This window comes from Plantactinospora alkalitolerans, from assembly GCF_015690345.1.
GTDB classification, from domain to species: Bacteria; Actinomycetota; Actinomycetes; order Mycobacteriales; family Micromonosporaceae; genus Plantactinospora; species Plantactinospora alkalitolerans.
In genome coordinates this window covers 1-5817 of sequence record NZ_JADPUN010000378.1, presented here as the reverse complement: position 1 = coordinate 5817, position 5817 = coordinate 1, and the positions used below count along the sequence as shown (strand labels likewise).

The following is a 5817-nucleotide window of genomic DNA, read 5'->3' as shown; positions in this document are numbered from 1 at the left end:
GCATCCTCGGCTACGCGATGGGCGCCCACCACGACGCCGGGCTGGTCGTCGCAGCGCTGAACATGGCCGCCGTCACCCGGCACGGCATCGTCGACGGGGTGATCTTCCACAGCGACAGAGGCAGCGAATACTGCTCGGCCGACTTCGCTCGAGCCTGCGCCCGATGGAAGGTACGCCAGTCGATGGGCCGCGTCGGGTCGTGCTTCGACAACGCCGTCGCCGAGGCCACCTTCTCCACCATCAAGGTCGAGTACGTACACCGCCGCCACTTCCGCACCCGCACCGAGGCCCGCCTGAAGATCGCCACCTGGATCACCGACTTCTACAACCGGCGCCGTCGGCACTCCGTCTGCGACTGGCGATCCCCCATGGACTACGAACGATCAGAGACCCGCGCCCCGGAGACCCAGGCCGCATAACGACACCCTCCACGATTCCAGGGGATTGACACCCTCGTCATCAGAGGCGATGCCACCAAGACCATCGAGTTGGTCGTGCTGCGACATGAAGTCGCCGTACTGCGACCTCAGATCGACCGACTACCGCGTCGTGGCAACTTACCACCGATTGCTACTCCGGCCGAAAGTCCACCCTAAGGCAGTCCTCAATCGAGCGACGAGCCCATGACGGCCAAATCGTCGTCCGCCATGTTGCGGCAGACCCTCGGTAGCCCGGGTCCACCCGCCGGTCAACCGGGGCACAACGAGCCCACACACGGTCGGATCGTTGCTACCCGAATGGCCAATTCAGGCCCGTTCGTCCGTCGACCCGCCGACAGGGGTCCACACGGTATCGACAGAGCAAGCAGTCTCGGCTACTGTTCGTGTGCCTGTTGTCACTGATTGATCAAGGGGCAGCCCATGTTGATGCGAGCCGCGCTCCTGGTGAAGACCGCCACGGCCGTCGTCGGCCTCCTCGTTGTCGCGATCGGCGCCAATGTGCTAGTCGAGGTTGACGCCACAGGCGCACGCCTCGGCGCCCTTGCCGCAGTACTGCCCGCAATCGCGATCACCTGGCTCAGCTATCGCAAGAATGCGCCGGTGTTACCGATCTGGGCACCTGAGGCAGATACCAAGGCGGCAGTTCGTCAGATAGCCGCCGATGTTGACCTCGTCCTGGCTAACCGATCGCTCAACAACAAACTCCAGGTTCCGGTCGTTATGTACGACGGGCAGGAGTTTCGCCAGGCGATCGACTCGCAGGGGCGCTTCCCCAGCAGAGCTCCGTCCAGCTGGGACGCGATGGTGGCGCTCTTCAATGAAGATCCGCGGTGTACGCTCGTGGTCGGTCCTTCCGGATCCGGAAAGACGACAGTGCTATACACTTTAGCGCGCGAACTGCTACACGACGCCAAAATTGAAACCAAATCCTATGTCCCACTCCCCTTGTCCCTTGCGACCTGGAGCCCAGAGTGTGGATCGTTTCGAACTTGGGTCACTCGACGTAGCCGCATCCAACTAAGAATCCCGGCATTCGTCACCGCTACTTGGCTAAGGCGAGGATCGGCCATACTGTTCTTAGACGGCCTAGACGAGTTGACGCCCTCCAGTCAACAAAGCTTCATGACGGAAATAGGAGATTGGACACGATCCGCCAAGGGGACCAGGGTAGTAATGGCGTGTCGGATAGAAACTGCCCGTCTCGCAGTAACCCGACTTCAGATCGAATCGGTCGCCGCATTGCAGCCATTGTCCACTACCACAATGCGCAGCTACATTTCTGACTCATTGTCTCTCGACTCCGTGTCAGTCTCAGAGCGCGCCAACGCAGTCCGTCTTTTCGATCTCGTCAAACCAAACGAACAACTTTACGACGATCTTCGACGACCGTCCTTTCTTGAACTCCTGGTCCGGAGCTTCACGCAGAAACTGACCGCTCCCGAGTTCGGGACCCCAGACGACCGGGACCCCGGCTTCGTCGCTTTCCGAGCCGCTAACCAATTGGCCGCAAACGACGATATTCAGGGAGCGCACGAAACCTACCTGAAGATCATGGACACTCGACGCTCCCGCTGGCGCGCTCCGGCCGCTATACGCCTCAGCCTGTTGCTCCATAGGTCTAACCGTACCGACGAGGCAAGAACGGCACTTCTAAAGGCCGTTACCTACAGCTTGGAGCCCTCCTTCGCCCCAGGAGGGAGCAGCTGGGACGCCGAGGTTCTCACGCCTGATGAACAGCAGGTTTTGGCCAGTATGAGCACCGGACGAAGCTATGACGAGGCTCAAGTGTCCAGCTCTGCACTACTGCCACCGAGCGGGTCCACGAAAGCTATCCGGAGCTTACGGTTGAAAGGCCTAGTTGACGTCGTTGACGATGGCCGAGGAAACGCACGATTCGCCAGACGCTGACGACACATTGTGAGTGGACGTGACTTGGGTTAGCCCGCTCCTCGCTGCCTCGTTGGCCGCCGCCATCGCCCTCGTGGAAATCCTGACGTGGCGCCGCAAGCCTGCGACCCTGCGTGCGCTTCATTGGATCGCTTTCAAACTGGCCATGGATGGCGCGACGGCAGCTACGGCCCACGCTGCCCTCGTTGCCGCCCTAAGCGGCTTGTCATGGTTCCATGGAGTATGGCCACCGCTCGTCGCAGGATTAGCGGGCTCCGCTTTGCTACGCAGCCAACTGGCCCTCCTTGGGAGCGGCCAGGAAGCCGCGTATTATGGGCCCGCCAACGCGTACGTCCGACTACAAAAAAGAATCAACCAAGCAATAGATGACATATGCGCCGTCACCCAAACAGAATGGGTCACGGACAAGATCATGCCCAAACTACGGCAGATACCCCTTAGTCGCGTCGAGGAGCAGGCAACCACCTACCTGCGCGCGCTCGACCGAATCACGGAAGAGCAGTGCGAAGAGCAGCTTAGCTATATCCGGTCGGTCGTGAACGATCTCGACACGAAGGATGATGATAAGTATCGGGCCGTGATCCAACGACTCCTTGACACTGGCGGGCGTCGTTTTGTGAAGAGCCTTGGAAAAGAAAGGCCCCGCATTCCTAACCAAGCCATAAAAAGCAGTGATTCGCGGCACCCCACGAAGAATAAGGTCTGATGCCTCACGATCAGAGCCATTGGTTGATTCCGCACGATCGACGTGCGCGGGAGGTGATCCCTCTTGTCAACCCTACATCTGTTAACGTCTCCACCTTGGAGCCTTAGGCAGAGGGCCCGTTGGATGGACACCAGTGCAAATGCGTCTATGTCAACGGCCAGGGTCGCCCTCCAACTGAGAGCACCCCTGAGCTCCTGCGCCACCACCGCTGAAGAGCAGAGTTCTACCCAAACTGGTTAGGGTGTACCGTGCCAGAATCTGCCGCACGTGCTGTGATGTGGAGTTTCTCCTGTACGGTGCCAATACCTGTCGCACCTGCTGTGAGCTGAGGCTTCGCGAGCACGACCGAGCTACTGCCGCGCCCGGCCCACGGGATGACCACGTGGTGCGGCTCGGGTACGCGGTCCGGTTCGGTGAGTGGTTCTTCTTCGACGCGATCGAGCCTGCGGTCGCGTTCGGCCGTGCCGCCCTCAACGGTCGCAGCTGGCGGGTGACTTACATCGACTGGCGGCGACGCCGATGCTTCGTCGAGCCGGCTGACGGCGGGGGGCGGGCACGATGGATGACCGGCGGCTGGGTGGGCTTGGGATTCGAACTCACGCGCGCCATCCGCGAAGTGCTGCTAGGCAGTGATCCACCCGTTCGCTTGACCACGCGTGCTGTTGAGCGACTGGCCAAGGAGCGAGACGAGAACGCGGACCTTGTCCATCCGGGTGGCAACATCATCCTGCGCGACGAGCGGAACGACTTGCGGTGGTGGACATGGGCTGGTTTCCGGGCGAATGCCACCCTGGCAGCCACCCTCGGTGAAGTCGTGGACCCCGTTCAGCGCTTCGACGACTGCCAGGTGAGGCTGTGTCAATCCCCTGGAATCGTGGAGGGTGTCGTTATGCGGCCTGGGTCTCCGGGGCGCGGGTCTCTGATCGTTCGTAGTCCATGGGGGATCGCCAGTCGCAGACGGAGTGCCGACGGCGCCGGTTGTAGAAGTCGGTGATCCAGGTGGCGATCTTCAGACGGGCCTCGGTGCGGGTGCGGAAGTGGCGGCGGTGTACGTACTCGACCTTGATGGTGGAGAAGGTGGCCTCGGCGACGGCGTTGTCGAAGCACGACCCGACGCGGCCCATCGACTGGCGTACCTTCCATCGGGCGCAGGCTCGAGCGAAGTCGGCCGAGCAGTATTCGGCGGATTCAACCGGTCGTCGCAACACCTCGTCGGAGAGGTGAAGCGATGGGTATTGGGCCGAGGCAGAAGCGGGTTCGGGAGTATCGGGGACAGATTCCTTCGCCGGGACGGCCGACGGTGGCGTGGCGTGAGGACAGGGTCAAGTTCTGGGCCGCGATCCGTTCCGGTGTGATGACCGAGGACGCGGCCGCGGCGGCGGGCGTGTCCTCGCCGGTCGGGTTCCGGTGGTTCCGGCACGCTGGCGGCGTGAATCCTGCGTTGCCGCCGACGGTGTCGGGCCGCTATCTGTCGTTCAGCGAGCGAGAGGACATCGCTTTGTCGCGGGCGCAGGGCTTGGGCGTTCGGGAGATTGCACGCCGGATCGGCCGGGACCCGTCGACGATCTCGCGGGAGTTACGGCGCAACGCCTCGACCAGGACCTACCGGTTGGACTACAAGCCTTCGACCGCGCAGTGGCATGCGGAACGTCGAGCCCGCCGGCCGAAGACCGCGAAGCTGGTGGCCAATGAGCCGCTCCGTGAGTATGTCCAGCAACGGCTTGCCGGTGCGATCCGGACAGCTGACGGCCGGCCGGTCACCGGCCCGCAGGGCCCGCAGTGGAAGGGCCGGAACAAACCTCACCGGGGCGATCGGGCATGGACGACCGGGTGGAGCCCGGAGCAGATCTCCCGCAGGCTCAGGGCTGAGTTCCCGGAGGATGAGTCTATGCGCATCAGCCACGAGGCGATCTACCAGGCGCTCTATGTCCAGAGCCGTGGCGCCCTCAAGCGCGACCTCGTCACCTGCTTACGGACCGGTCGGGCGCTTCGCGTTCCTCGAGCCCGCGCGAAGCAACGTGCATGGGCGCACGTCACCAACAACACCCTGATCAGTGAACGGCCCGCCGAGGTCGCCGACCGTGCCGTCCCCGGGCACTGGGAAGGGGATCTGATCATCGGGTTGCAGCGCTCGGCGATCGGGACACTGGTCGAGCGGACCACGAGGTTCACGATGCTGATCCACCTGCCTCGTGAGGCCGGCTGGGGCGTGATCCCGCGGACGAAGAACGGCCCCGCTCTCGCCGGCTATGGAGCGATCACGATGAGCAGAGCCCTCGCCGAGACGATCACCCAACTACCCGAGCAACTGCGCCGATCACTGACCTGGGACCGCGGCAAAGAGCTGTCCGCGCACACACGCTTCACGGTCGAAACCGGCGTCCCGGTGTTCTTCGCCGACCCCCACAGCCCCTGGCAACGCGGCACCAACGAGAACACCAACGGCCTGCTGCGGCAGTACTTCCCGAAAGGCACCGACCTCTCCCGATGGAGCGCCGACGAGATCAACGCCGTCGCCCACGCCCTCAACAGCCGACCACGGAAAACGCTCGGCTGGAAGACACCAGCCGAAGCCCTCGACGAACACCTACACTCGCTCCAACAACCCGGTGTTGCAACCACCGGTTGAATCCGCCTTCGCTGCCTCTGTCGCTGTGGAAGATCACCCCGTCGACGATGCCGTGCCGGGTGACGGCGGCCATGTTCAGCGCTGCGACGACCAGCCCGGCGTCGTGGTGGGCGCCCATCGCGTAGCCGAGGATG

Annotated in this window: 5 protein-coding genes and 1 pseudogene; 4 read left to right on the top strand and 2 right to left on the bottom strand. The window is 63.0% G+C overall.

Annotated elements, in window-relative coordinates:
• On the top strand, positions 1-419 hold a 419-nt coding region (locus I0C86_RS38515), incomplete at its 5' end, for a DDE-type integrase/transposase/recombinase (RefSeq protein ID WP_196206249.1).
• Positions 420-860: 441 nt separating this feature from the next.
• Positions 861-1721: pseudogene (locus tag I0C86_RS45655) on the top strand (NACHT domain-containing protein); the annotation flags it as partial.
• A gap of 30 nt (positions 1722-1751) precedes the next feature.
• On the opposite strand, the gene I0C86_RS44155 reads toward I0C86_RS45655, so the two are convergent.
• A complete protein-coding gene (locus I0C86_RS44155) occupies positions 1752-2054 on the bottom strand; it encodes a hypothetical protein (RefSeq protein ID WP_230395513.1) in 303 nt (100 codons plus the stop codon).
• Between the two features lie 346 nt (positions 2055-2400).
• Between I0C86_RS44155 and I0C86_RS38505 the strand changes: the two genes are divergently transcribed.
• Positions 2401-3054 carry a hypothetical protein gene (locus I0C86_RS38505; protein WP_196206247.1) on the top strand — a complete coding sequence of 218 codons (654 nt, stop codon included), beginning with the start codon at positions 2401-2403 and terminating at the stop codon, positions 3052-3054.
• Positions 3055-3941: 887 nt separating this feature from the next.
• Here I0C86_RS38505 and I0C86_RS38500 read toward each other — a convergent pair.
• Positions 3942-4262 (bottom strand): integrase core domain-containing protein, encoded by a 321-nt coding sequence (locus I0C86_RS38500; RefSeq protein WP_323374118.1) that lies wholly within the window; start codon positions 4260-4262, stop codon positions 3942-3944.
• Positions 4263-4282: 20 nt separating this feature from the next.
• Between I0C86_RS38500 and I0C86_RS38495 the strand changes: the two genes are divergently transcribed.
• The gene (locus I0C86_RS38495) at positions 4283-5683 is read left to right on the top strand and encodes an IS30 family transposase (protein WP_196206245.1); all 1401 of its coding nucleotides are present in this window, start codon (positions 4283-4285) and stop codon (positions 5681-5683) included.
• The last annotated feature ends 134 nt before the right edge of the window (positions 5684-5817 follow it).

Coding starts and splice junctions, on each gene's coding strand:
- I0C86_RS44155 (WP_230395513.1), bottom strand. CDS start 2,054: ATGGAGCAACAGGCTGAGGCGTATAGCGGCCGGAGCGCGCCAGCGGGA.
- I0C86_RS38495 (WP_196206245.1), top strand. CDS start 4,283: ATGGGTATTGGGCCGAGGCAGAAGCGGGTTCGGGAGTATCGGGGACAG.